General features: G+C 67.5%; 22 protein-coding genes and 1 riboswitch. Of the genes, 9 read left to right on the forward strand and 13 right to left on the reverse strand.

Annotated elements, in window-relative coordinates; all coding sequences use genetic code 11:
- Positions 1-121: 121 nt before the first annotated feature.
- Positions 122-1,033: a LysR family transcriptional regulator gene (locus M3B11_RS08995; protein ID WP_259877166.1), complete on the reverse strand. Its 912-nt coding sequence runs from the start codon at positions 1,031-1,033 to the stop codon at positions 122-124.
- A gap of 165 nt (positions 1,034-1,198) precedes the next feature.
- Between M3B11_RS08995 and M3B11_RS09000 the strand changes: the two genes are divergently transcribed.
- The gene (locus M3B11_RS09000; protein WP_259877167.1) at positions 1,199-1,912 is read left to right on the forward strand and encodes a LysE family translocator; all 714 of its coding nucleotides are present in this window, start codon (positions 1,199-1,201) and stop codon (positions 1,910-1,912) included.
- Between the two features lie 69 nt (positions 1,913-1,981).
- Here M3B11_RS09000 and M3B11_RS09005 read toward each other — a convergent pair whose 3' ends face one another.
- The 5 genes from M3B11_RS09005 to thiM all read right to left on the reverse strand — a co-directional run bounded on the left by M3B11_RS09005 (position 1,982) and on the right by thiM (position 6,402).
- Positions 1,982-3,037: an epimerase gene (locus M3B11_RS09005; RefSeq protein ID WP_259877168.1), complete on the reverse strand. Its 1,056-nt coding sequence runs from the start codon at positions 3,035-3,037 to the stop codon at positions 1,982-1,984.
- A 13-nt stretch (positions 3,038-3,050) separates the two neighbouring features.
- Positions 3,051-3,806 carry a TenA family protein gene (locus M3B11_RS09010; RefSeq protein ID WP_259877169.1) on the reverse strand — a complete coding sequence of 252 codons (756 nt, stop codon included), beginning with the start codon at positions 3,804-3,806 and terminating at the stop codon, positions 3,051-3,053.
- Positions 3,807-3,865: 59 nt separating this feature from the next.
- Complete coding sequence (gene thiD, locus M3B11_RS09015) at positions 3,866-4,777, reverse strand: bifunctional hydroxymethylpyrimidine kinase/phosphomethylpyrimidine kinase (RefSeq protein WP_259877170.1); 912 nt, start codon at positions 4,775-4,777, stop codon at positions 3,866-3,868.
- A 3-nt stretch (positions 4,778-4,780) separates the two neighbouring features.
- Positions 4,781-5,542: a thiamine phosphate synthase gene (gene thiE / locus M3B11_RS09020; protein WP_259877171.1), complete on the reverse strand. Its 762-nt coding sequence runs from the start codon at positions 5,540-5,542 to the stop codon at positions 4,781-4,783.
- Positions 5,539-6,402 carry a hydroxyethylthiazole kinase gene (gene thiM, locus M3B11_RS09025; protein ID WP_259877172.1) on the reverse strand — a complete coding sequence of 288 codons (864 nt, stop codon included), beginning with the start codon at positions 6,400-6,402 and terminating at the stop codon, positions 5,539-5,541. The genes thiE and thiM overlap by 4 nt, the downstream gene beginning before the upstream one ends.
- Positions 6,390-6,486, reverse strand: a riboswitch (TPP riboswitch). (Overlaps the previous gene by 13 nt.)
- A gap of 154 nt (positions 6,487-6,640) precedes the next feature.
- Between thiM and M3B11_RS09030 the strand changes: the two genes are divergently transcribed.
- From M3B11_RS09030 to M3B11_RS09045, 4 genes are all read left to right on the forward strand, one after another.
- On the forward strand, positions 6,641-7,495 hold the full coding sequence (locus M3B11_RS09030; RefSeq protein WP_259877173.1) for an acyl-CoA thioesterase II: 855 nt from the start codon (positions 6,641-6,643) through the stop codon (positions 7,493-7,495).
- A 100-nt stretch (positions 7,496-7,595) separates the two neighbouring features.
- Positions 7,596-8,573, forward strand: coding sequence for a metal ABC transporter substrate-binding protein (locus tag M3B11_RS09035; protein WP_396121554.1), 978 nt, complete (start codon positions 7,596-7,598; stop codon positions 8,571-8,573).
- Positions 8,574-8,628: 55 nt separating this feature from the next.
- Positions 8,629-9,525 carry a metal ABC transporter ATP-binding protein gene (locus M3B11_RS09040; RefSeq protein WP_259877174.1) on the forward strand — a complete coding sequence of 299 codons (897 nt, stop codon included), beginning with the start codon at positions 8,629-8,631 and terminating at the stop codon, positions 9,523-9,525.
- Entirely contained in the window at positions 9,522-10,388 is an 867-nt protein-coding gene (locus M3B11_RS09045; protein WP_259877175.1) for a metal ABC transporter permease, read from the forward strand. The genes M3B11_RS09040 and M3B11_RS09045 overlap by 4 nt, the downstream gene beginning before the upstream one ends.
- Positions 10,389-10,750: 362 nt before the next feature.
- On the opposite strand, the gene M3B11_RS09050 is transcribed toward M3B11_RS09045, so the two are convergent.
- Positions 10,751-11,707, reverse strand: a complete 957-nt coding sequence (locus M3B11_RS09050; protein ID WP_217006460.1) for an AraC family transcriptional regulator — start codon at positions 11,705-11,707, stop codon at positions 10,751-10,753.
- 183 nt (positions 11,708-11,890) lie between these two features.
- On the opposite strand from M3B11_RS09050, the gene M3B11_RS09055 reads away from it, so the two are divergent.
- A complete protein-coding gene (locus M3B11_RS09055; RefSeq protein ID WP_259877176.1) occupies positions 11,891-12,721 on the forward strand; it encodes an NmrA family NAD(P)-binding protein in 831 nt (276 codons plus the stop codon).
- 5 nt (positions 12,722-12,726) lie between these two features.
- Positions 12,727-13,209 carry a DUF1772 domain-containing protein gene (locus tag M3B11_RS09060; RefSeq protein WP_259877177.1) on the forward strand — a complete coding sequence of 161 codons (483 nt, stop codon included), beginning with the start codon at positions 12,727-12,729 and terminating at the stop codon, positions 13,207-13,209.
- 234 nt (positions 13,210-13,443) lie between these two features.
- Here M3B11_RS09060 and M3B11_RS09065 read toward each other — a convergent pair whose 3' ends face one another.
- Together M3B11_RS09065 and guaB are read right to left on the reverse strand one after the other, a co-directional pair.
- Positions 13,444-14,214 (reverse strand): metal-dependent transcriptional regulator, encoded by a 771-nt coding sequence (locus M3B11_RS09065; protein ID WP_311197780.1) that lies wholly within the window; start codon positions 14,212-14,214, stop codon positions 13,444-13,446.
- A complete protein-coding gene (gene guaB / locus M3B11_RS09070; RefSeq protein WP_259877178.1) occupies positions 14,211-15,734 on the reverse strand; it encodes an IMP dehydrogenase in 1,524 nt (507 codons plus the stop codon). Before guaB ends, M3B11_RS09065 begins: the two co-directional genes overlap by 4 nt.
- A 152-nt stretch (positions 15,735-15,886) precedes the next feature.
- Between guaB and M3B11_RS09075 the strand changes: the two genes are divergently transcribed.
- Complete coding sequence (locus M3B11_RS09075; protein ID WP_217006457.1) at positions 15,887-16,492, forward strand: GNAT family N-acetyltransferase; 606 nt, start codon at positions 15,887-15,889, stop codon at positions 16,490-16,492.
- An 81-nt stretch (positions 16,493-16,573) separates the two neighbouring features.
- Here M3B11_RS09075 and M3B11_RS09080 read toward each other — a convergent pair whose 3' ends face one another.
- Complete coding sequence (locus M3B11_RS09080; protein WP_259877179.1) at positions 16,574-17,485, reverse strand: hypothetical protein; 912 nt, start codon at positions 17,483-17,485, stop codon at positions 16,574-16,576.
- 65 nt (positions 17,486-17,550) lie between these two features.
- Positions 17,551-18,564: a pseudouridine synthase gene (locus tag M3B11_RS09085; RefSeq protein ID WP_259877180.1), complete on the reverse strand. Its 1,014-nt coding sequence runs from the start codon at positions 18,562-18,564 to the stop codon at positions 17,551-17,553.
- 145 nt (positions 18,565-18,709) lie between these two features.
- On the opposite strand from M3B11_RS09085, the gene M3B11_RS09090 reads away from it, so the two are divergent.
- On the forward strand, positions 18,710-19,111 hold the full coding sequence (locus tag M3B11_RS09090; protein WP_259877181.1) for an HsmA family protein: 402 nt from the start codon (positions 18,710-18,712) through the stop codon (positions 19,109-19,111).
- A gap of 104 nt (positions 19,112-19,215) precedes the next feature.
- On the opposite strand, the gene groL is transcribed toward M3B11_RS09090, so the two are convergent.
- A complete protein-coding gene (groL, locus tag M3B11_RS09095; RefSeq protein WP_191726710.1) occupies positions 19,216-20,808 on the reverse strand; it encodes a chaperonin GroEL in 1,593 nt (530 codons plus the stop codon).
- A 49-nt stretch (positions 20,809-20,857) separates the two neighbouring features.
- Entirely contained in the window at positions 20,858-21,151 is a 294-nt protein-coding gene (gene groES / locus M3B11_RS09100) for a co-chaperone GroES (RefSeq protein ID WP_170275095.1), read from the reverse strand.
- Between the last annotated feature and the right edge of the window lie 171 nt (positions 21,152-21,322).

The raw sequence follows: 21,322 nt of genomic DNA on the forward strand, positions 1-21,322 counted from the left end.
GCATGGCCGCAGCCTGCGTCACCGCAGTGACGTCAGTGTCACCGTCCTGACACACGGTGGGGCCCTGACACACGGCGGGGTCCCGTCACATGGCGGGGCCCGGTCATACGGCGGGGTCCTGTCACACGAGGCCGAAGCCCTCGGCCTGGGCGATGATCTCATCGGCGGTGAAGCTGATGTGCGGCAGGTGGGCGGACTGCTCGACGACGTGCATGCACACCCGCCGGAAGGGCACCGGGTGGGTCAGCGCCACACTCGTGAGCCCAGCCGGCAGGCTGAGCAGAGCCAGGGCCGGCAGCAGGGTGATGCCGTGGCCGGCAGCAACGAGAGCCAGTGCTGCGTAGTGGCCTTCGGAGCGGGCGATGACCCGCGGGGCGATACCGGCGGCAGCACACGCGTGCAGGATCGCGCTCATCCCCGCAGTCGCGCGGGATTCGGCGTCGATCCAGCGCTCCTCGGCGATCTCGGCCAGCGGCACCTCCCCGGCGTCTGCAAGCCGGTGGCTGGTGGGCACAACGAGGTGGAACTCGTCGTCGAACAGCGGTGTGCGGATGGTGCCGGGCACCTCAGTGGCGGCGGCGAAGCCAGCCTCGCTGCGTATCTCGATGTCCGGCAGCCGCGGGGAAGGCGCGGAGTCGCGCTCATTGTCGAGGATCTCGAAGCGGATCGTCGGAGAGGTCCTCACGACGGAGTCGACGACCGGTGGCAGCAGGGTCTCGTGGAAGGAGGTGAACCCGGAGAACACGATGCGCGGGTCCGGCGAGGAGGTCATGTCATCGACGGCGCCGTCGAGCCGGCGGACCTGGTCGAGGACCTTGGAGGCCTCCTCGGCGAGCTTGCGGCCGGCCTCGGTGATCTCGATGCCCCGCCCGGCCCGCCGGTAGAGCTCCAGGCCGGTCGACCGCTGGAGGGTGGCGATGTGCTGGCTGATCGTCGCCGGCCGGTAGCCGAGGTTGGCGGCGGCCTCGACGACGGATCCGGCGGTGACGACAGCTCGCCAGATGCGGCGCCGATTGAGGTCCCAGGAGCGCACGGGCACAGCCTAACCGGCATGTAGGCAAAACCGAATGGTCATCAGTGTTTCTCTGCTTGCGCCTGATGATCACCGGTTCCACAATGTTCCTGCCGGCACTGCATGTAGGAGTGCGTGGCCGGCGCTCACAAAGGATGCAGTCCTCGTTGTCCAAAGGAGGCTCTAGTGACTCTCACCGTGTTCGGCGCGCTCCTCGCCGCCTCGGTCGGCATCTCCGTGACGCCAGGTCCCGAGACCATACTCGTCCTCCGCTACGGCGCCCTGCGCCGGCGGGCGGGCCTCTTCTGCACAACGGGGACTGCGCTTGGGGCTCTTGTATGGGCGGTGCTGGCGATCACCGGAGTCGCTGCGATCATGCAGCGCGAACCGGCGCTGCTCGCCGCAGTCAAGACCGTCGGCGGCATCTACCTGCTCTTCCTCGGCGCGAAAGCCGCCTACCCGCTCATCCGCACCTGGTGGGCCACCAGACGCAGCCTGGCAACCGCCTCGGCTTCCGGATCTGCATCGGCGACCGGTGCCTCGAGCGCGCTGGAGGCGAGCACCGGCTCCCTCGAGCTTGCTGCAGTCAACGCATCTCTGCGAACGCCGACGGCGCTTGCGAGCTTCGCGACCGGGCTGTTCACCGCGCTGACGAACCCGAAGTCCGGGCTGTTCTTCCTCGCGGTGCTGCCGACGTTCATCCCAGCTGACCCGACGCTGGTCGACTATGCGATCGTCGTCGGCACGATCGTCGGCTGCCTGGGCCTCTACGCCGCGGGTCTCGTGTTCGTCGCCAACCGGGTGTCCTCGCTGCTGCGCACCCCGCGCGCCGATATGGTTCTTGGCATCGTCTCGGCCAGCGTGCTCAGCATCCTCGGCGTGCTCATCCTCACCCTCTGAGCCAGACAGACACTGCCCTGAGCCTGCTGACTCTCCGGCCTGACAGCTTCCCTCGCCCGGCCGGCACGTTCAGCCGTTGACGGCGTCGTCGACGGCGGGCTCCAGCTCGGGATAGGCGAACTCATAGCCTGCCGCCTGCAGCCGCTCGGGCAGCACCCAGCGGCTCTTGAGCACGAGTTCGGTCTCAGTGCGGATCGCGATCGCACCGATCTCGAGCATCCAGCGAGCCACCGGCAGACCGACCGGCATGCCGGTTGCAGCCCGGATCGCTGCCATGAACCCGCGGTTGTCTGACGGGTTCGGGGCGGCGGCGTTGATGGGCCCGTCGAGCTCAGGGTGGGCTTCGAGGAAGTCGATGATGCCGGCGACGTCGTCAAGGTGGATCCAGCTGAACCGCTGCCGGGCTCCGCGGGTGGCGTAGGCGTGGGCGGTGCCGGCGCGCCTGCGGCCGGGGGTCGTCGGCCAGCGGCCATCGTACTGGGCGCCGCCGAGGCCGATGCGGGCGAGATTGATGAGCGGGCCGAGGGCGCCGTTGCGGCTGCCGGCCCCTGAACCGGTCGCGGCCTCGGAGGTGTCGTGGCCAAGCACGATCGCAGTGCGCAGGGCGACCCGGCGAGTGGCCGGCAGGTCGGCCGCGAAGAGCGCACGCTCCCAGGTGCGGGCCACGTCGACGGAGAAGCCTTCGCCGATCTCGCCGCCGGATTCGGTCATCGGCCGGTCATCGGCGTGTCGATAGATCGTCGCGGTCGAGGCGTTGATCCACAGCGGCGGCGGGTTGTCCGCTGCGGCGATCGCATCGGACAGGGCTGTGGTGGTGGACAGCCGGGAGGTGAAGATCTCCTCCCGGTTCTTCGCGGTGTAGCGGCATCCGACACTCTTGCCGGCCAGCCCGATGACGAGGCCTGCCCCGTCGACGGCGGCCGCGATCCCATCCGAGTGATCCCAGGTAAGGTCGGCGTCGGACCGGGAGATCGTGACGACCTCCCGGCCTTCGGCCCGGTACTTGGGCACCAGGTGGCGGCCGATGAAGCCGCTGGATCCGCCGATGACGACCCGCCCGAGGCCGGGCTCACCGGCACCCTCCTGGGAGGTGCTGGCTGGGGTGGCCTCGGGGGTGTCGTGCATCGCCGGCACCCGATCAGGACAGTGCGGCCTCGGCTGCCGGTTCGCCGAGTGCTGCGACGTCCCAGGACTGGAAGACGTGGGCGGAGGCCCAGAAGTGCAGTTCGTACACGGTGGCCTGCGCGAAGGCGGCCATCATCGCCTGCCGGGTGGTCTCGTCGGCTGCGGCCATCTCGCGTTCGAGGATCGCGACGGCACCGTCGACGGATGCGTCGAAGTCGGGGCTGTCGTAGGTTTCGATCCAGGCGCGGTACGGGTGGGTGTCCATGCCGTCGCCGACGCGTTCGGTGAGCACCTTGCCCATGTGTGCGTACACCCAGAAGCACGGCAGCACTGCGGCCGCGCCGACCGGGTAGGCCGCGGCCGAGGCCTGGGCGATGAGATAGGAGGTGTAGCCCAGCGTCGTCGGCGAGGGCTGCGGTTGCCCGTCGGCGTCAGTCAGCTGGCTGCGGGCCGAGGCGAATCGCTCCTCGGCCAGCAGTGCAGCGTGCATGTCCTCTTCGACGGTGACGGCTTCGCCCGCGGCCAGGGCCCAGAAGCGGGTGTCCTCGCGGTTGGGGGCGCGCACGCCGAGCTGGCTCATGGCGCGGGCGTAGCCGTTGAGGTACAGCTCGTCCTGCAGGATGTAGTTGACGAAGGTTCGCACCGGCAGTTCGCCGGTGGCGAGTGCGTCGAGGAAGGGCAGGTTCTCGATCTCATCGAGGGTGCCGGCGACGGAGTCCCAGATCGCCTGGGTGTTCTCGCCTGCGACGAAGCGGTTGCGGTCGGTCATGGCAGTCCTTTCCTTAGGTGCCCGGGCTCGGCGGGCGCTCATCTTCGAGGTGGGCGGGTTCAGCGCGTGACGGTGAGGTCGACGAGGTGGTCGACCGGCCCGTGGGCGCCTTCGGGGTTGAGGCTCAGCTGCCAGTGATCTGCCGAGGCGAGCGCACGGGCGAGGTAGTCCAGTGACCGTTCGACGGCTGTGGTGATGGTCTCCGAGGCAGTGGTGGTTTCCGAGGCGGTGGTGTCTGCGCCCGAGGCGGCGCTCGCCTGTGCGTGGCGGGCGGCGGCCATCTCAGCGGTGATCGTCGCTGACAGGGTGCAGCCGGTGCCATGGGTGTTCGGGGTGCGGATGCGAGTGTGGGTGAATTCCGAGGTGGTGCCGTCGGCCAGGGCGAGGACGTCGATGACCTCATCGTCGGCACCGTGGCCGCCTTTGAGCAGCACGCCGTTCGCACCGTGTTCGATCAGCCGGCCGGCCTGGTCGCGCATCTGCTCGATGCTTGCGGCTTCGGGTTCGGATTCGCCGAGCAGCAGTGCGGCTTCGGGCAGGTTCGGGGTGATGAGGTCCGCGCGCGGCATGAGCTGGCGGCGCACAGAGTCGACGGCGTCGTCGTCGAGCAACTGGTGTCCGGAGGTGGCGACCATGACGGGGTCGACGACGAAGTAGCCGAGGTCCTTCTCATCGGCGGTGTGACAGACGAGTTCGACGAGGCTGCGGGTGGCGAGCATCCCGGTCTTCGTCGCGTCGACTGGCACATCATCGAGCACGCTGGACAGCTGGGCTTCGACGAAGGCCTCGTCAATGCCGTAGACCTCGCTGACGCCGTGGGTGTTCTGGGCGACCAGGGTGGTGATGGCGGTGGTGCCGTAGACGCCGCGGGCGCAGAAGGCTTTGAGGTCAGCGTGGATGCCGGCGCCGCCGGACGGGTCGGTGCCGGCGATGGACAGGGCGATCGGCGGGCGGGATGCGGGTGCGGGCATTGTTCAGCGTCCTCCGTCTGCAGTGTGGGAGCCGGTGTCGTCGTGCGTCTCAGTCCGGTCCTCGGTGTCGGGTGTCTGGCCGGTGAGAAACGCGGTCTTGATCCCGGCAGCGGCTGCGCGCGGGTCGGCGGCAGTGCAGATGGCGGAGACGACGCAGATGCCGGCGACTCCGGTGCCGTGCATCTTGGCAGCACCTGCCAGGTCGATGCCGCCGATGCCGAAGACCGGCAGGCCGGCTTCGCCGGCGAGCGCGCGGATCTTCTCGGGGCCGAGGACGTCGCGGGCGTTCTTCTTCGTCGTCGTCGGAAACGCCAGGCCCACGCCGAGCAGGTCGACGGTGCCGGCCTCACGGGCGGCGGCGAACTGATCTGGGGTGGTGGCCGAGAGCCCGAGCAGGGCCTCCTGGCCGATGTGCTGGCGGACTTCGGCAAACGGCATGTCGTCCTGGCCGACGTGCAGGTGCACGAGGTGTCCTTCGCTGTTGAGCTGTTCGACGACGGCGACGCGGTCGTTGACGAACACCGGCACCGGCCGGGTGATCTTCGCATCGCCGAGCACCTCGTCGACGGCTCGCAGCACATCGCAGGTGAGGTCGTACATGGCGTCGTCGGTGATGTCCTTATCCCGGATCTGGACCATTCCCGCCCCGCCGGCCACCGCCTCGGCGACGGTCTCGGCCACCGACCGGCCGGCGGCAGCACACTGGGCGGTGTCGGTGATGAAGTACAGGGCGGTGTCGACCTCGCCGAGGCGATCGTGGCTCATGCGGTGACTTCCACGGTGTCGTAGCTGACGCTGACTGCGGCGATGTCCGCGGCGGTGACGGAATGCAGGGCGTCGAGGAACTCGACGGCGAAGCTGCCGGGCCCGCGGCTCGTGCTGGCCGCGCGGGTACCGGCGGCTGCATAGTGGGCGTGGGCGGCGACGACCGCGGCGAACGGGTCGGCCGGCAGAGCGCCGAGGTAGGCGGCGACGACACCGCCGAGCGAGCAGCCGGTGCCCACGACCAGCGGCATGTAGTCCGAACCGCCGGAGACCCGGGCGATGCGCACCTGCTCACCGGCGTGGACGATCGCGTCGACCTCGCCGGAGACAGCGACGACGGAGCCGAGTGCGTGGGAGAGCTGGATCGCAGCCTCCAGGACGGCTTCGACCTCGTCGGTGGAGTCGACGCCGCGAGCACCGGCACCGGTGCCGGCCAGGGCTGCGACTTCGGAGGCGTTGCCGCGGATGGCGGTCGGCTGCCAGGTCAGGGCCTGCTTGATGCGGGTGGTGCGGTAGTCGATGACACCGTAGGAGACGGGGTCGAGCACCCAGGGGGTGCCGGTCTCACGGGCGGCGGTGATGGAGGCGTCGGCGGCGAGGAAGTTGTGGGAGCTGGCGGTACCGAAGTTGATGAGCAGGCCGTCGGCGATGCGGGTGAACTGGGCGGCATCGGCTTCGTGGTTGATCATCGCCGGTGAGGCGCCGATTGCCAGCAGTGCATTGGCACTCAGCGGCTGCACGACGGTGTTCGTGATGCACTGGACGAGCGGATTCGACTCCCGCACCGCGGTGGCAGCCGCTACGAGGTCGGGTACCGAGTCCGCCGCCTGTGCGGCGGCAGATGCGTGCTGCTGCGTCATGACAATCCCTTCGCCAGCATGATCCAGATCAGGTTCGATGGGTGTGTTCTCAGCCCGGCCTGCCGGGCACCCCATGTCTGTCCGCCACTCTAACAGTCCTGGCTGATGACGCCAGTTTGCGCTGGAGTGTGACGGCGCGGCGGCGCGCGGAGTCCGCATGCATGGGTCGCTAGGATCGGAGCAGACGGCGAAATCCGTCGGCCACCGGCAGCGCACCTGATGAAAGCGGAGGAAACCTGTGAGCGATGTGCTCTTCTCACCCAGCGAAACCGGCGAGGGCTCGTTCCTCGACCTCATGCAGCTGGAGAAGATCGACAAGAACATCTACCGCGCCGGCTACGTCTTCGATGAGCCCTATGCCCTCTACGGCGGGCAGGTCGCAGCGCAGTCCGTGCACGCCGCGGCCCTGACCGTCGATGAGGAGCGCAAGCCGCACTCCCTGCACGGTTACTTCCTGCGCCCGGGCAATGCCGCCCGGCCGACGGTCTTCCAGGTCTTCCGGGACCGCGACGGCGGCTCCTACTCCGCCCGCCGGGTCGTCGCCACCCAGGACGGCGATGTCATCTTCAATATGGCCATCAACTTCACCCGCGGCAACGAAAGCCCCGACCTGCAGGGCCCGACGGCCGCCGCCGAGGCCGGGATCCGGTTCGGGGACCCCACGCCGATGCCGCGGATGTTCTCCTTCGAAGCCCGCAGCACCGACCAGCCTCTCGCCACGACCGACTACCCGGTCCGGTTCTGGGCCCGCTGCACAGAAGACCTCGGCAATTCCGAACTGCTGCACATCTGCGCCCTGACCTACCTATCCGACATCTCATCAGGTCTGGGGGCGTTCAATACCGATGAGTTCAAGTCCGGCTCCAGCCTCGATCACTCGCTGTGGTTCCACCGGCCGGTGAACATGAACGACTGGGTGCTGTGCGACTACGCCCCGCGCTCCGCCGCCTACGGCCGCGGTCTGTACACCGGCGACATCACCACAGCCGACGGCGTGCTCGTCGCCTCGGTCGCCCAGGAAGCCCTGTTCCGCAGGCTCACCCCGGAGCAGCTGCGGCACTATCGCGGGATCGGCCGGCAGAAGACGGACTGAGATCCCTAAGCCGACCCAGCACCCGGCGCTCGCTTGCGCACATCAAATAGTTCGCATATGCGAACTTTGAAGATTCGCTGCGGAGAACTATTGTGATGCCATGGCATTCCGATCCCCCCTCCATCGCCTGCGCTCACCTCGCGCGCACAGCCGCACCCGGCGCATCCCCCTTCTCATCACCGGCCTGATGAGCGCAGCCGCATTGGCACTGTCCGCCTGCAGCCCAGCAGCCACCTCGGGCACGGACGACGACCGCCCACTGGTGCTCACCACCTTCACCGTCCTCAAGGACATCGCCGCCAACGTTGCAGGCGATCACCTGCGGGTGGAGTCGATCACGCAGGAAGGCGCGGAGATCCACGGCTACGAGCCCTCCCCCAGCGACATCCGGCACGCTGAGGAAGCCGACCTCGTCCTCGAGAACGGCATGGGCCTGGAGAAGTGGTTCGAGCAGTTCATCGACGTCGCCAGCACGAAGCACGTCGTGCTCAGCGAGGGCATCAGGCCGATCGACATCACTGAGGACGCCTACGCCGGCAAGCCGAACCCGCACGCTTGGATGTCACCTGCCAACACCGCGATCTACGCCAAGAACATGGTGACGGCCTTCTCGGGGCTCGCCCCCGACCACGCTGCGGACTTCGAAGCCAACGCCGAGGACTACACTGCCAAGCTCACCGAAGTCGAGACTAAGCTGACCGACACGCTTGAGACCCTGCCGGAGAACCAGCGTGCGCTCGTCACCTGCGAAGGCGCTTTCTCCTACCTCGCCCGCGACGCCGGGCTGACGGAGAAGTACATCTGGCCGGTCAACGCCGAGCACGAGGCGACCCCGCAGCAGGTCGCCTCGACCATCGAGTTCGTGCGCGAAAACGACGTCCCGGCCGTGTTCTGCGAATCGACCGTCAACGACAAGGCGATGCAGCAGGTCGTCGACGCCACCAACGCGAGCTTCGGCGGCACCCTCTACGTCGACTCGCTCACCACCGCCGACGGCCCCGTGCCGACCTACCTCGATCTCATCACCCACGATGCCGAGACCATCGCCGATGCTTTGACCGGGGCCGCAGGCGCATGACGGCCGCCGCAGTCTCACCGGCGTCGTTCATCCGGCTGCGCTTGACTGGACACCGATGACCCCTCCCCGACCCCCGCACCAGCCTGCGGCGCACCCGCCCGGACCCGGCGCGTCCACCGCCCTGGAGGTCCGGAACGTCACGGTGCGCTATGGCTCAGTGCTGGCTCTCGACGAGGCGAGCGCCGTCATCGGCCGCGGCCGCATCTGCGGTCTGGTCGGCATGAACGGCGCCGGTAAGTCCACCCTGTTCAAGTCGATCGTCGGCAGCCTCAAACCGCAGGCGGGTTCCGTGCGCATCGCCGGCCTGCCGCCTGCCAAGGCCCGGCGGGCCGGGCTCATCGGGTACGTGCCGCAGGCCGAGATGGTCGACTGGGACTTCCCGATCACCGTGCGCGAGGTGGTGGGCACCGGCCGCTACGGGCGCACCGGGATCACCCGCCGACTCACGCGGGCCGACCAGGACGCCGTCGAGGCCGCACTGGCCCGCGTCGAGCTCACCGAGCTGGCCGGCCGGCAGATCGGCCAGCTCTCCGGCGGGCAGCGCAAGCGCGCCTTCGTCGCCCGGGGCCTGGCGCAGGAGGCCTCGGTGCTGCTGCTCGATGAGCCCTTCGCCGGCGTCGACAAGCGCTCTGAGCAGATGATCTCGACGGTGCTGCGCGAGGCCGCCGATGCCGGGACGACGATCGTCGTGTCCACCCACGATCTGCACGCGCTGCCGGATCTGGCCGATGAGGCGATCCTGCTCATGCGGCGTGTGCTGCTGCACGACTCGCCTGCCGAGGTGCTGCGTCCGCAGAACCTGGCGCTGGCCTTCGGACTCGACCCGCTCGGCCGGCCGACCGACAGGCCGACCGGCAACCGGCGGGCCGGCGAGACCCCGGCTGCCGGCGGGGCCCCGACTGTCGGCGACGCTGCGGCCAGCGATGGGAACTGGGACGGTGAACGGCATTGAACATCATCCACCTGCTCGCCGACCCGGTTTCCTATGAGTTCATGACCCGCGCGCTCATCGCCGCGGTCATGGTCTCGATCGTGTGTGCGCTGCTGTCATGCTGGCTGGTGCTCATCGGCTGGTCGCTTATGGGCGATGCCGTCTCCCATGCGGTGCTGCCCGGGGTCGTGCTCGCCTATGTCCTCGACGTGCCGTTCGCCATCGGCGCGCTCGCATTCGGGTTCCTCGCCGTCATCCTCATCGGGACGGTGCGCGACACCTCCCGGGTCAAGGAGGATGCCGCGATCGGCATCGTGTTCACCACGCTTTTCGCCCTGGGCGTCGTGCTCGTGTCCGTCACCCCCTCGGACACGGACCTCACGCACATCATCTTCGGCAACATCCTCGGCGTCTCCCGGCAGGACCTCACCCAGATCCTCATCCTCACGCTCGCCGTGCTGCTTGTCGTGCTGGTCAAGCGCCGCGACTTCACGCTCTACGCCTTCGACCCGACCCATGCACATGCGATCGGCATGAGCCCGCGGCTCATCGGCGCGGTCATGCTCGCCCTGCTGGCCGTCACCGCGGTGGCGACCCTGCAGATCGTCGGCGTCGTCCTGGTCGTGGCGATGCTCATCATCCCCGGCGCCTCGGCCTACCTGCTGACGAACCGGATGAGCATGATGCTCATCCTCGCCCCGGCGATCTCGGTCGGCTGCTCGCTCATCGGCCTGTACACCAGCTACTACGCCGATACCGCGTCGGGCGGCATGATCGTGCTCGCTCAGGGCTTCGTCTTCACCCTCATCTACCTCTTCAGCCCCCGCCAGGGGGTCATCGCCCGGCAGCTCAAGCGCCGCCGCCGGGCAGCCGCAACGGCCTGAGCTGCAGCAGGTCAGTCCATCCGCTGAGGTGGTGCCGGCGGAGCAGCGAGCCGGCGGCCGCCGATGCGGGTCACCTCACCGCGCCTGACAGCCTCGCGCACCGCAGAGTGGAATCAGCCGGGACCCCAGCGGCGGGCGCCGAAAGAGCTGCCGCTCGGTCAGCGGGCCGCGCTCGCGGACGAACCGGACGACACCCTCGATCTCCTTCTCACTCACCTCAGGCGGGACGTCACGCGAGGAGACCGACGCCCAGTGCGCATAGCCACCGGCCGATCCTGGTCCCGGACGCAGCCGGGAGATCCCGCGCGGCTGGCCGCCGCATCGACGGGGCACCTCGGAGCAGTAGTGCTGTCGCGCTTCGGCTATTGGCGCTGTCGTCGACGGACGGAGCCGGGGGTATATCCGTTGATTCGGGTGAAGGCGCGATTGAACGCAGCCTCCGATTGGTACCCCAGTTCGGCGGCGAGACGGGTGGCGGTGATGTCCTCGTCACGCAACCTTGATGCGGCAACGCTCATGCGCCAGCGAGTGAGGTATGCGATCGGTGATTCACCGGCAAGTGTCGTGAAGCGGTTGCTGAACGACGACCTCGACATCGTTGCAAGCTGTGCGAGGCGGTCGAGGCTCCACTCATTGCCAGGGTCATGGTGGATTGCTTCGATCACGCGACCGATTCGTTGGTCTTCGAGTGCGCGCAACCAACCCGCAGGCGTCGTCGCACCGTTCATGAGCCAGGAGCGGATCGCTTGGACGACAATAATGTCGGCGAGTCTGGTGGCGACGGCTTCGCCGCCGATCTGTGGGTGGGAGAGCTCACCCGCCATCAGACGCAGCGTGTCCTTGATCGAGGACGCTGCAGAGAGAGCGTCACCACCGATGAAGAGCACAGCGGGCAGAGTGCGCATCAACTCGCGGGCAGCGGGATCGTCGAACGACACAATGCCGCAGATCAACTGCGCTGCACGGCCAGGACCCCCATATTTGAGTATTGAATACAGAGGATTCACATACTCCTGGGGCAGCTGGTCGACCCTCGGGCCGCGGCGCGCGTCGTCTTCGCTCAGCAGGTCATGACCAAGGCCGTGAGGAACAAGGGCGAGGTCTCCAGCGCGCATCTCGATCGGATCCGCTTCGGGCAAGCGTAGCCAGCACGTCCCTGCGGTGACGACGTGAAAGCTCACAGAGTCGGCGATCGCGGGCATCTCCAGCGCCCACGGCTCCGAGAGCTCGGCATGGCAGTAGAAGGTGCTGCGCATTCGGAGCGTGTGGAGTACGCGTGCCAGCCGATCCTGATGTTCAACGCGCTGGGTGACGTCCATGATGCAATCGTGCCACACGAACGAACAGATACTCCGCGAGACCGGATGCACGAGCAAGAAAGATGTCCTTTCGAGCATGGTTTCGCCAGACAGTGGTGCATAGCGTAGAGGAACAGTCAAACGAATATTCCGGGAGGAACTACTATGTACGCCATTGCAGGGGCCACAGGCAGAGTCGGATCGGTGACCGCACAGATACTGCTCGATGCAGGGGTCGACGTGCGCGTTCTCGTGCGCCGTAAGTCGGATGGGGAAGCGTGGGAGACACAAGGCGCCGAGACACGGATCACCTCTTTGGAAGATCAGGCGGTGTTGAGCGATGCACTCGACGACGTAGCAGGGTTATTCGTGCTGCTGCCGTTCGATCTGACCGCCGATAACCTCGGAGCTCACGCCGACGCGCTGATTGCTTCGATCACGGGTGCGGTCGCTGCCCAGCAGGTACCGCACGTCGTCGTGCTCTCATCAGGTGGAGCAGACCTGGCCGAAGGCACCGGCCCGGTCACGGGGCTGCACCGATTAGAGCAGGCACTCCTCGCGACCGGTACGACAGCGACCGCGCTGCGCCCGGGTCACTTTCAGGAGAAAGTGTCCGACGTGATCGACGTCGCCCGAAACAGCGGCATCTATCCGGTGTTCGCGGCGTCGGCCGACGTACCGCTTCCCATGGTCGCGACCCGCGACATAGGAGCCGTAGCAGCCCAGATGCTACTCTCACCACCCACCCGTAGCGAGGCCATCGATATCATCGGCCCCTCCTACACAGAACGTCATGTCGCCATGATGCTCGGTGAGGGCCTCGGGCGCAAGCTACATGTCGCCACGATGCCCGAGGAGGCCTGGGCCGACGCGCTGATCGATGCGGGATTCCGCCCGCACATCGCAGAGAGCCTCGCCGAGCTGTACCGGGCCGGCGAACAGGGGCTGCTCGCGCCGCGCGGCCACCGCAGCATCCGAGTGGAGACGAGCATCGACGTCACCCTCGATCGTCTGCTCGCCCCACGGGCTGAGTAAGCATCGTGTTGGCCTTCGCATCCACGGCGGCGCTCGCGGTCTCCCTCATCACCAACGGGATGCTGGCCGGCCTGTTCTTCGTGTTCTCCTGCGCAATCTACCCTGGGTTCCGACGCCTGGACGACCGCAGCTACGTCCGAGCATTCCGCGCTATCAATAGGTCAATCCTGAACGTTTGGTTCCTCAGCGTCTTCTGCGCCGCACCGCTCACCGCCATAGCAAGCGCGATCTTGATCATCGGTCGAGAAGAGCCGACACCTTTCGGCTGGCTCGTCGCGGGCGCTGCCTGCTCAGTGCTCACCTTCGTCATCACCGCCGTCGGGAATGTGCCTCTGAACCGTGCCCTCGAGGTGGCTCCCGTCGATACTGAGCAACAACAGCGCAGGGCTCGCCAGGATTTCGACGCCCGCTGGAACACATGTAACCATGCCCGCACCCTCTCAAGCATTGTCGCGCTCACAGCCCTGGCGATCTCTTCCACAGGCTGAGAAGGTGGCCAGGAACAAGCTCGTCTGCTCCTCCGGGGCGTGGCGAGGAAGCAATGCCAGAACTGCTCGACGCAGGTGCAAGCTCCGTCATGACGCAGCGGTCCGATATGAGCAACCGGGGGCTCAGGGGCGGACTGCGCCCCTCGGGAATACCTGTCCGCCGGTAGAGAGAAGATGAGCTGCCGGTTCGCAGCGTTCAGCACCCGCTGCGTCGGGTCGATTGCAAGTACATCCTCACCGCTCTGACCCAACGGCTCCGACGGCTGAGACCCACATCGCTGCCGCCGCGGCATCGCCGAGGGTCAGGTCATCAGCGCCGCGGCGCTGGAGTATGCGGGTGCCGGAGAACTGCTCTCCGGCGGCGAGTGTGAACACGGCACCGACGTCGAGGCCGCGGTCGGCGAGAAACTGCAGCAGTTCCGGATCGGCATCTGAGATCCGCTCGAGCCGGTAGTCGGATCCGGGTTCGCAGTCGGTGAGCTGCCGGGCCCGAGGTGTGGCGACCTGACCGTCGGCGGCTGGGATCGGGTCGCCGTGCGGGTCGCGGCCGGGGTTGCCGAGGTGGGCTGAGATCCGGTCGACGAGCTCATCGGAGACGGCGTGTTCGAGCACTTCGGCCTCATCGTGGACTTCATCCCAGCCGTAGCCGAGCACCTGGACGAGGAAGGTCTCGATGAGCCGGTGGCGGCGCACCATCTGCACCGCATGCGCCCGACCCTCCTCGGTCAGCGACACCGCACCGTAGCGGGTGTGGGTCACCAGTCCCTGTCTGCCGAGGCGTTTGATCGCATCGGAGACCGTCGACATCCGCAGGCCGGCCTTCTCGGCGATGATGCTGGGCTGGACGGGTGTGCGCTCCCGATCCCATTCCTGGACGCTCCAGATGATCTTGAGGTAGTTCTGCGCACTGGCTGTCAGCTCGGACACCGACGGTGCGCGCTCCCCTGCCGGGGCAGGCCCGTCCACTGGTGCCGCCTGCGGCTTCTCGGCAGCAGCCACTGTCACTTCACCGTGTAGTTCGGCGCCTCGACCGTCATCTGGATGTCGTGCGGGTGGCTCTCCTTGAGCCCGGCTGCGGTGAGGCGGACGAACTGGCCCTTCTCCTTCAGCTCGGTGATCGTACGCGCGCCGACGTAGAACATCGTCTGCCGCAGCCCGCCGGTGAGCTGATAGGCGACCTGCTTGAGCTCACCGCGGTAGGCGACCCGGCCCTCGACGCCTTCGGGGATGAGGTCGGTGTCGGTCGACACATCGGCCTGGAAGTAGCGGTCCTTGGAGTACGAGGCGCCCTTGCGCGGGGCCATCGCACCGAGCGAGCCCATCCCGCGGTAGGCCTTGTACTGCTTGCCGTTGACGAAGATGAGCTCACCGGGGCTCTCATTGCAGCCGGCGAGCAGGGAGCCGACCATGACGGAATCGGCACCGGCGACAAGTGCCTTGCCGATGTCGCCGGAGTACTGCAGTCCGCCGTCGCCGATCACCGGCACGCCGGCCTCACGGGCGGCCTGGTGGGCCAGGTGAATGGCGGTCACCTGCGGCACGCCGACGCCGGCGACGACGCGGGTGGTGCAGATCGAGCCGGGCCCCACACCGACCTTGATGGCGTCAGCGCCTGCGTCGATAAGCGCCTGGGCGCCCATCCGGGTGGCGACATTGCCGCCGATGACCTGGACGCCGGCGAACTTCGGGTCCTTCTTCAGGGCGCGGATCATCTCGGTGACTCCGCGGGCGTGGCCGTTGGCGGTGTCGACGACGAGCACATCAACGCCGGCTTCGGCGAGCAGTCCGGCGCGGTCGTAGGCGTCGCCGTAGAAGCCGACGGCAGCGCCGACGCGCAGCCGTCCCTCATCGTCCTTCGTCGCCAGCGGGTATTCCTCGCTTTTGACGAAGTCCTTGACGGTGATGAGGCCGCGGATGACGTTGGCGTCATCGACCAGCGGCAGCTTCTCGATCTTGTTCTCGGCCAGCAGCTCGAAGGCCCGCTCAGCGGAGACGCCAACCGGGGCGGTGACGAGCGGTGAGCGCGTCATGATCTCGCCGACGGTGGTGGTGGCGAAGTCCTTGCGGGAGACGAAGCGCAGGTCCCGGTTGGTGATGATGCCCACGAGCACATTGTTCTCATCGACGACCGGCAGGCCGGAGATCCGGTACTGCCCGCACAGCTCGTCGAGCTCGGCGAGGCTGCGGTCGGCGGTGATCGTCAGCGGGTCGTTGATCATGCCCGATTCACTGCGCTTGACGTAGTCGGCCTGGTCGGCCTGGTCTTCCTTGCTCAGGTTGCGGTGCAGGATGCCGATGCCGCCGATGCGCGCCATCGCGATCGCCATCCGCGATTCGGTCACCGTGTCCATCGCTGCCGACAGCAGCGGGATGTTGATGTCGATCTCGCGGGTCAGCCGCGTCGTCGTCGAGGCCTCGGACGGGATGACGTCGGTGTCCCCGGGCAGCAGCAGCACATCGTCGTAGGTGAGTCCGGTCAGCGCGAAGGGATCCTCTGCTGCTTTGAAGTGCTGCTCGATGTTCACCTGTGTCTACCTCCCGAGGCGGAATACGGCGTGGGGTCGCTGGCTCAATCGTAGTCCGTCGCAGCGGCCCGGCACCACACCCAGGGCGAAGCCCGACTGCAGCTCCGGCTGTGACTCTGCCCACGCCTCGGCAAAGTCCTACACTTGAGCCCATGAGCGATCACGACGATGTGTCTGTTCCCCATGCCTTCGCCGCGACCCCGCAGCTGGCCGGCACACGGGTGCTGCTGCGCCGGGTCGAGGTCTCCGACGCCGAGGCGCTGGCCGCCGCCGTCGGGGACCTCCCGTCCTCGTGGGTGACGAGTGTGCCCGCGCCCGAGGCGATGGCTGATGAGATCGAGCGCCGGCAGGGCCTGCAGGCGGCTGGGTCGATGGCGCCGTTCGCGGTCGTGGCAGACGGCCGGCCGGTGGGCATGACGACGTTCATGAACATCGATGCCGCCAACCGGCGGGTCGAGATCGGCTCGACGTGGCTGTCTCCTGCCGTGCAGGGCACCGGAGTGAATGCAGAGGCGAAGCTGCTGCTTCTCACCCGCGCGTTCGAGGCCCTTGACTGCATTGCGGTGGAGTTCCGCACGCACTTCCACAACTTCCAGTCCCGAGCGGCGATCGAACGCCTCGGCGCGAAGTCCGATGGGGTGCTGCGCTCCCACCAGCTGTTCAACGGAGTGCTGCGGGATACGGCGGTCTATTCGATCATCGCCTGCGAATGGCCCACGGTGAAGCGGGGCCTGGAGCACCGGCTGGCCGGCCGCTGAGGTCAGCGTCGCGTTCGGCGATCCGCCGGAAGGTCACAACGCTGCGCACACCGAGGCGCTCCGCGTGCTCAGGCGGGTGGCTCACCGGCGATGTCCTCCTGTACAGGGGCCGGTGGGCTCCGGAGTCGGCCTGCGCAGAGACGTGACCGGCATGAGGCAGACGAACAGGAAGATGACAACTGCGAGGGTGATCCCGGCCGGGACCATGACGCTTGTCGTGTCGTAGGCCGGCACAGCCTTGATGAACATGACGATTCCGACCGTCAGGCCCATGCTGCCGAGCACCCAGCCGCCACCGAGGATGAAGGCGATGATCGGGTTGACCGCCATCATGCGCACCATGAAGACAGCCCCACCGAGAACCGAAAGCGTCACGGACCAGCAGCACAGGAACACCACGAGCAGGTGTGCCGCATCCGGTTCCCAGCTGTCGATGAAGAGCCCCGAAGGTGCGAAGTCAACCACGTACGGCCACACCAGCGTCGAGACTGTCAGCAGCCCGGCGTTCACCGCCGAGGTCGCGAAGATGAACGCCGCAACCGGCAGCCACTTCTGACCAGCGGTGGAGAAGACCATGCTGTAGTCCATGAATGGGAACATCCAGGACAGGACGACGAGGAAGATGAGGCCCATGAGTCCCGCGTGCTCGGCCGGGACGACCTCTCCCGTCTTGCCGAGCAGCATCTCCGCCCCGACGATTAAGACGATGACGGCCCCGGCTGCGGCCAGTGCGAGGCTGACGAGTACGGCCCGACCGAAGCGCGGCAGCCATCTGATCGGCTTCTCGCCGTTATCGGAGAAGACCTCCTCGCGCTGCCGGTCGAGTTCGCTGAGATCGTAGCGCCCGTCGACCCGCGGCACACCGGCAGCGTACATGTACGGCTCCTCACGGCGCGGGTGCGGCACACGCGGTCCCGGCGGCGTCCGCTGCGCTGGCGGCTGGGGAGGCTGCGGGGGCACAGTCCGGTCCGAAGGCGGGTTGGGATCGGTCATGGTGCCACTGTAATGGCGGGCCGGCCCACCTCAGGTTGCGCTGCAGTGGCAGCCCTGTGACATCCTCATCCACCCAGCTGCGCCCACGCGGCGGCCGCGTCGAGCCGCAGCCCGGTGGCGAACCGCCGCTGCTGTCCGGTCAACGGGTCGGTGAAGGCGAGCGCGGATGCCAGCAGCTGCAAGGGCGAGGAGAAGTCGTAGGGATCCGGGTTGTCATCGACCGGATAGACCGGGTCGCCGAGGATCGGCAGGCCCAGTGCGTGCATGTGCACCCGCAGCTGGTGGGTCTTGCCGGTCACCGGCTGCAGCTCGAACTCCCCGATGCTTACGCCTCCCTCCCCCGTTCCCGAGGCGGTGGGCACCTGGCCGCCGGCTGGCACCTCGTGCACGGCTGTCAGCCGGATCCGGGTGTGGGCGTTGGGCTCACCGAGCACTTCGCGGACCTGGCGGTCACCAGCGGTCTTCTCCAGCCGGGTGCGGCGCTCACCGGGCAACGAGCCCGGGTCGAAGCCCAGCGGCAGCACTGCCAGCGCCCGGTAGGTCTTCGTCACCTTCCGGTCTTGGAACAGCCGCTGATAGCGTCCACGGGATTCCGGCCGGCGCGAGAGCACGAGCAGCCCGGCAGTGACCCGGTCGAGTCGGTGGATGGCGACGAGATCCGGTTCGCGGCGGTCGACGCGCAGCCGGGTGACGGCGCATTCGCGTACGAACCGGCCGTTGGGGGTGCTGGCCAGAAAGTGCGGCTTGTCGACGACGAGCACATCCTCGTCCTCGTCCACGATGCCGATCTCGAACGGCACCCGGGGCTCGGGCGGCACCGGGCGGTGGAACCAGTAGAACGCTCCGGGGATGACCGGGTCCTCCAGCCGGGCGGGTCCGGCCTCGGCGGTGCACAGGCGGCCGTCGGCCACGAGAGCAGCCCGCGCCTCGGGTGTGGAGCCCGGCACGAGGACGGCGAGCATCTCATCGACGCTGCCCGGCACCGGGGCGTCGGAAAGCGCGTGGGTCTCATGCCCGCCGGGGGCGCGCAGGCGCGTGGCGGAGATCCCCTCTCGTGGGGGCAGCGGACTGCGAGGCATGTGCCCAGCCTACGGGTTCAGCAGTCCTCTTCGCTCGCGCCGAGGATTCTGGGCGCCTCCTGCAGCCGGAGTCAACCATTCGGCTGATGCCGAGATCAGCCCCTGGCCCGAGGTGCGCGGCTTCCTGCCGTGCGACGATGGCGGCATGCTGACACCTGCCATCATCTTCATCACCCTCGCGCTCATCTTCTACACCGTCGGCGTCTGGGCCGAGCACCTGCGCAGGAACCTCACCTGGACTCATGTCGTGTTCTTCGGCCTCGGTCTCGTCTGCGATGCCACCGGCACCGAATTCATGCGCCGCATCGCCGAATCCGGGGATGCGAACTTCTTCGCCGGCTCAGCTGCCGGGTTCCTCAGTCTGACGATGGCGCTCACCGGCGCGCTGGCGCTGCTGCTCATGGCCATCCACTTCGTGTGGGCCGTCATCGTCATGATCCGCGGCACCGAGGAGGCCAAGGGCACCTTTCACCGCTTCTCGCTCATCGTGTGGATCATCTGGCTCGTCCCCTACTTCACAGGGATGGCGGCTTCAATGATCGGGTGAGCGGCCCGCCGCCGGACCCGCTGGCTCTGATGACAGCACCGCGCCCCTGGGAGGTTATCCCAGGGGCGCGGTGTCTGTGCTGAGGCAAGCTCAGAGGCAGAGGGTCAGTCCTCGTCCTCTTCTTCCTGCTTCTCCACGACGAGGGTCTCGGTGGTGAGCACGAGTGCTGCGATCGAGGCTGCGTTGCGCAGCGCCGAACGGGTCACCTTGACCGGGTCGATGATGCCCTGAGCGATGAGATCGCTGTACTCGCCGGTGGCGGCGTTGAAGCCCTGGCCGGCGTCGAGCTCTGCGACCTTCGAGGCGACGACGTAGCCGTCCTGGCCGGCGTTCTCGGCGATCCAGCGCAGCGGCTCGCCGATCGCGCGGCGCACGATCGTCAGGCCGGTCTGGGCGTCGTCCGAGATGCCGAGGTCGACGTTCTCCAGGGCCTTGCCGGCGTGGACGAGGGCTGCGCCGCCGCCGGCGACGATGCCTTCTTCGATGGCGGCGCGGGTGGCCGACACTGCGTCCTCGACGCGGTGCTTGCGCTCCTTGAGCTCCACCTCGGTCGCGGCACCGACCTTGATGACTGCCACGCCGCCGGCCAGCTTGGCCAGGCGCTCCTGCAGCTTCTCGCGGTCCCAGTCCGAATCGGTGTTCTCGACCTCGGCGCGGATCTGCGCCACCCGGTCGGACACTGCGTCATCGGAACCGGCACCGTCGACGACGGTCGTCGAATCCTTGGTGACGGTGACGGTGCGGGCGTTGCCCAGATCGTCGAGCGTCACCTGGTCGAGCTTCATGCCCATGTCGGCGGTGACGACGGTGCCGCCGGTGAGCACGGCGAGGTCTTCGAGGATTGCCTTGCGGCGGTCGCCGAAGCCCGGTGCCTTGACGGCAGCGACGTTGAGGATGCCGCGCAGCTTGTTCACCACGAGGGTCGAGAGAGCTTCGCCTTCGACGTCCTCAGCGACGATGAGCAGCGGCTTGGAGGCCTGCTGCACCTTCTCCAGCACCGGGAGCAGATCCTGGATGTTGGAGATCTTGCCCTGGTTGATGAGGATGTAGGGGTCGTCGAGGACGGCTTCCTGGCGGTCTGCGTCGGTGACGAAGTACGGCGACAGGTAGCCCTTGTCGAACTGCATACCCTCGGTGAACTCGAGCTCGACCGATGCGGCCTGGCTCTCGTCGATGGTGATGACGCCGTCCTTGCCGACCTTGTCGAAGGCCTCGGCGATCATCTCGCCGATCTCACGCGACTGCGCCGACAGCGCGGCGACGTGGGCGATCTCCTCGGAGCCGGAGACGTCGCGGGCGGTCTCCCGCAGCTTCTCCTCAACGAGTTCGACAGCCTTCTCGATGCCGAGCTTGAGCTGGCTGGGGGCGGCACCGGCAGCGACGTTGCGCAGGCCCTCGTGGACGAAGGCCTGAGCGAGCACGGTCGCAGTCGTGGTGCCGTCACCGGCGACATCGTTGGTCTTGGTGGCGACTTCCTTGGCCAGCTGGGCGCCGAGATTCTCGTACGGATCGTCGAGTTCGACCTCGCGGGCGATCGTCACACCATCGTTGGTGATGGTCGGAGCGCCCCACTGCTTGTCGAGCACGACGTTGCGGCCGCGCGGGCCGAGGGTCACCTTGACGGTGTCGGCCAGCACGTTGACGCCGCGCTCAAGGGCCTTGCGCGCGTCGTCGTTGAACTGAAGTGTTTTAGCCATGTGTCACTTCCTTCTGTGAAGTACGAACAGTCTGCTCAGGCGCAGATGCTCAGCCGATGACGGCGAGCACGTCACGCGCCGAGAGCACGAGGTATTCCTCACCTGCGTACTTGACCTCGGTGCCGCCGTACTTGGAGTAGATGACCTTGTCACCCACGGCGACGTCGAGCGGCACGCGGGTGCCGTTGTCGGCGACGCGACCCGGGCCCACGGCGACGACTTCGCCTTCCTGCGGCTTCTCCTTGGCGGTGTCAGGGATGACGAGGCCGGATGCAGTGGTCTGCTCGGCTTCAACCTGACGGATGACGATCCGATCTTCGAGCGGCTTGATGGAGACCGACATGTGCGGACACTCTCCTTTGTCTGTAGTCCTCAACAGCGTCCTGCGGCGGGCACTGGGTAGTGCTGTGGCCTGCTCGTCGTCGCGGGTGCCGAGCGTGCCGATCCGCTTCAGGGGCTGTTAGCACTCATTGGCTTAGTGTGCTAATTCGACTTTAGAGCGCTGCTTGGCACT

This window comes from Brevibacterium sp. p3-SID960 (assembly GCF_025144725.1).
Classification (GTDB): Bacteria; Actinomycetota; Actinomycetes; order Actinomycetales; family Brevibacteriaceae; genus Brevibacterium.